Source organism: Massilia sp. YIM B02763 (assembly GCF_030412015.1).
Lineage (GTDB): Bacteria > Pseudomonadota > Gammaproteobacteria > Burkholderiales > Burkholderiaceae_D > Telluria.
In genome coordinates, this window is the sequence record NZ_JASNRD010000050.1 from 1 (window position 1) to 3652 (window position 3652).

The following is a 3652-nucleotide window of genomic DNA, read 5'->3' on the forward strand; positions in this document are numbered from 1 at the left end:
GAATGAGATTATGCAGTACTTCGCTTAACTCGTCAACCCCCCTCGTTTTCTACCGCGCTAGCCGAGTTATCAAAAACTCAAAGCTCAACTACTTGATTTCGTTCAGCTTTTACTGCGCTGCAGAAGCAGGACGCGAACTATAGCAAACGGATGAGTGCTTGCGCAAGAGTCTTTTTTCGTCGACGTGGCTACCCATCACGCATGAAGAACGCCAATCGTGCTGTCGGTGAATACGGCCCTGCTTGACGCTACTGTCGCCCATGGACGATGACGCTTCTCAACAAAAGAAAAACGACCGTGAGATGCGCAACATCATGAAGAGGCGCGCGTGATCCTGCCGGGGCTGCAGGCAGTGTTCGGCTTCCAGAGGATCGCCGTCTTCAACGAACGCTTCGAGAATTTGCCTGCTTACGCGCAAGTGTGCCACCTGGCGGGACTTGGGTTCATGGTCGTCACGATGGCATGCTGATGACGCCGGCTGTCTACTATCGCGCCCGACATGGTTTCGCTACCTCGCAGATGATCCGCGTATCGCGGCGCGCCATTCGCGGCGCCCTAATTCCGCTGGTCGTCGGACTCTCTTCAAGTTGCTGACGGTGGTGTCGTTTGCAACCGACATGCTCTCACTTAGCGTCACGGCCGCGGTTGCCACACTATGACTGTTCGTGGGACTCTGGTATCTGCTGCCACGCCGCGATCCCGTCCAGGTCGACGAACCCCGGTCGTGACTCTTTTGCCGGATGCACTGCGGTTGTGTGAGCCGCCGTACAGATGAGCCTTTTGGCAAATGGATAATCCAGTTGTGGCCGCGGAAATGTATGCGGCTGCCGCCAACAGCGAGGATTTTACGAACTGGGCGACACTGGCCTGCCTGAAGTTCCGGTATCGGGGGGAGCACAGACGGGGGCGGGTGTAAGCCCAGCCGTTCATGCAGCAAGCAGGTGCGGGTCGGACAACATCAGCCGGCCGTAGGACACCGGCGCTGCGTACGGCTGAAACGCGCGGCGCCATGCGGCGCCGTGCTGCAGCCGCCGGCCAGGCCGCACGCGCGTCCGAGCCGGCGGTACAGCATGGACGATCGCTCCAGCGCAACCTTGCGTATCGAGGCGTGTCCAAGCAAGTGAGGACATACTGACGGGCAATCGTCCGTCACGCCTGCCTCGGCCCGGCGGCAAGGCCGATCGCGCCGCAGCGGACGGACACTCCCATGGCACTGACACTTCTTTCCGACGATTTCCATCCTGACGCCGGCATCCCTGCGCGCCATACCTGCGATGGCGAAAACGTCGCGCCCTCGCTGTCGTGGTCGAAGGCGCCGTCCGGCACGCGTAGCTTCGCATTGGTCGTCGACGATCCCGATGCGCCCGATCCCGCGGCGCCGACAGTCAGGTGGGTCCATTGGCTGCTCTATAACATCCCGCCGCAGACATCGCACCTGGCCGCCGGCGTCCGCGAATCCGAACTGCCCGCGGGCGCCGAAGCCGGCTTGAACGACTGGAAGAACACGCGCTACGGCGGTCCCTGCCCGCCCGTCGGGCGCCATCGCTACGTCCACACGCTCTATGCGCTGGACACTGCGCTGCCCGACTTGCGCCACCCGACCCGGGCTCATCTCGCGCGGGCGATGCGGGGACACGTGCTGGAGCAGGCGTCGTTGGTGGGCACTTACCAGCGTGGCCGCTAGCATTCCATCGCGAGGGCGTCAGGCGCCGGGACCCGCGTCGTTCCTGATGAAGTCGACGAACGCGCGCAGCGGCGCCGGCACGAGCCGTCGGCCCGGATAATACAGATAGGGCCCCGGAAAGCGCGGCCACCAGGGTTCCAGCACGGGCTCGAGCGCGCCGCGTTCGATGTACGGGCGTAGCCAATCCTCGAACAGATAGACGACGCCGAGACCGCGCACCGCTGCCTCGACGGCCAGGTCGACAGCACCGCCAATCTGCACGAGCAATTGGCCCGACGGCTCGATCCTGACCGTCTCGCCGTCGCGCTCGAATTCCCACTGGACGACCGTACCGCTGGCGAAACGTCCCCGCATGCAGGCATGGCCGAGCAGGTCGCCAGGATGCTGGGGCCGCCCGTGCTTGTCCAGGTAGGAGGCCGACGCCGCGGCCGCGAAGCGCTGGATGCGCGGTCCGATCGGCACGGCAACCATGTCCAGCTCGAGGCGCTCTTCGTAGCGGATGCCGGCGTCGCAGCCGGCAGCGAGCACGTCGACGAAACTTTCCTCCGCGATGATCTCGAGGCGAATCTCCGGGTAGGCGGCGAGGAAGCGCGGCACGATGTCCGGCAGTACGAGCCGCGCGGCACTGACCGGCACGTTCAGCCGCAGCGTGCCGGTTGGCGTGTCGCGAAAGCCATTGATGACGTCGAGTGCACTGTCGACCTCGCTCAACACGGGATCCAGGCGGGCGAGCAGGCTCCGGCCTGCTTCCGTCGGGACGACGCTGCGGGTCGTGCGGTTGAGCAGGCGCACGCCCAGCCTGGTCTCGAGGCGCCGCACGGCATCGCTGAGGCCGGATGCGCTGCTGTTGCTGAGGCGCGCCGCGTCGCGAAATCCGCCGGCACGCGCGACGGCGACGAAGGCGGACAGGTCGCCGAGATCGACTTTCATGGAGTATCCCTGGATGGATTGTGCGCTTTGACGTACAGGCCATCCAGATTACACCGGATTGTCATGCAGTGCTGCCGCGCCTATCGTCAAGGTCATCATTCGACCAAGGAGAACACATGACCATCATCGACAAGGCCGGCACCTTCCTGCTCGGCGACCGCCCCGTCCGCCGCCTCGGTTACGGCGCCATGCAATTGGCGGGGCCGGGTGTCTTCGGTCCGCCCAGGGACGTGGACGGCGCACGTGCCGTGCTGCGCGAAGCCATTGCGCTCGGCGTCAATCACATCGACACGTCGGATTTCTATGGACCGCACATCACCAACCAGCTGATCCGTGAAGCGCTGCATCCGTATCCGGACGACCTGGTGATCGTCACCAAGATCGGCGCGCGCCGCCATGCCCAGGGCGCTTGGCTGCCGGCGATGTCGGGCCAGGAGCTGGAGCAGGCGGTCCACGACAATTTGCGCAATCTCGGCCTGGATGTGCTGGACGTGGTCAACCTGCGCAGCATGATCGACGTCCATGGGCCAGCAGAAGGATCGCTCGAAGAACCATTAACGGCGCTGGCGGCGCTGCGGGAACGTGGCCTGGTCCGGCACATCGGCCTGAGCAATGTGACGCCGCGCCAGGTGGAGGACGCACGGCGCATCGTGCCGATCGCGTGCGTGCAGAACATGTACAACCTGGTGTACCGGAACGACGATACGCTGATCGATGCGCTGGCACGGGATGGGATTCCTTATGTGCCCTTCTTTCCGCTGGGTGGCTTCAGTCCCTTGCAGTCCGATGCGCTGTCGGCGATCGCGCGGGATCTCGGCGCGACGCCGATGCAGGTGGCCATCGCCTGGCTGTTGCAGCGCTCGCCGAATATCCTGCTGATTCCGGGAACGTCATCCGTCAGGCATCTGCGCGAAAACCTGCGGGCCGCGGAACTCGTGTTGCCGGGAAGTGCGCTGGAAGCGCTGGACACGATGGGACGGGCACGATAAATCGACGGCCCAAAGCAAAAAACCCCACCAGGATCACCTGGTGGGGTTT

Annotated in this window: 4 protein-coding genes; 3 read left to right on the forward strand and 1 reads right to left on the reverse strand. The window is 64.2% G+C overall.

Annotation, left to right across the window (positions count from 1 at the left end; translation table 11 throughout):
- The first annotated feature begins 328 nt into the window (after positions 1 to 328).
- Positions 329 to 469 (forward strand): hypothetical protein, encoded by a 141-nt coding sequence (locus tag QPK32_RS26385; RefSeq protein WP_290415748.1) that lies wholly within the window; start codon positions 329 to 331, stop codon positions 467 to 469.
- Between the two features lie 738 nt (positions 470 to 1207).
- Positions 1208 to 1684, forward strand: a complete 477-nt coding sequence (locus QPK32_RS26390; RefSeq protein ID WP_290415749.1) for a YbhB/YbcL family Raf kinase inhibitor-like protein — start codon at positions 1208 to 1210, stop codon at positions 1682 to 1684.
- 18 nt (positions 1685 to 1702) lie between these two features.
- On the opposite strand, the gene QPK32_RS26395 is transcribed toward QPK32_RS26390, so the two are convergent.
- Entirely contained in the window at positions 1703 to 2614 is a 912-nt protein-coding gene (locus tag QPK32_RS26395; RefSeq protein ID WP_290415750.1) for a LysR family transcriptional regulator, read from the reverse strand.
- A 116-nt stretch (positions 2615 to 2730) separates the two neighbouring features.
- Between QPK32_RS26395 and QPK32_RS26400 the strand changes: the two genes are divergently transcribed.
- A complete protein-coding gene (locus QPK32_RS26400; RefSeq protein WP_290415751.1) occupies positions 2731 to 3603 on the forward strand; it encodes an aldo/keto reductase family oxidoreductase in 873 nt (290 codons plus the stop codon).
- Positions 3604 to 3652: the final 49 nt, after the last annotated feature.

What these genes read in the sequence shown, in the direction of transcription:
- QPK32_RS26400 (WP_290415751.1), top strand. Translation starts at nt 2,731, where the DNA reads ATGACCATCATCGACAAGGCCGGCACCTTCCTGCTCGGCGACCGCCCC.
- QPK32_RS26395 (WP_290415750.1), bottom strand. Translation starts at nt 2,614, where the DNA reads ATGAAAGTCGATCTCGGCGACCTGTCCGCCTTCGTCGCCGTCGCGCGT.
- QPK32_RS26390 (WP_290415749.1), top strand. Translation starts at nt 1,208, where the DNA reads ATGGCACTGACACTTCTTTCCGACGATTTCCATCCTGACGCCGGCATC.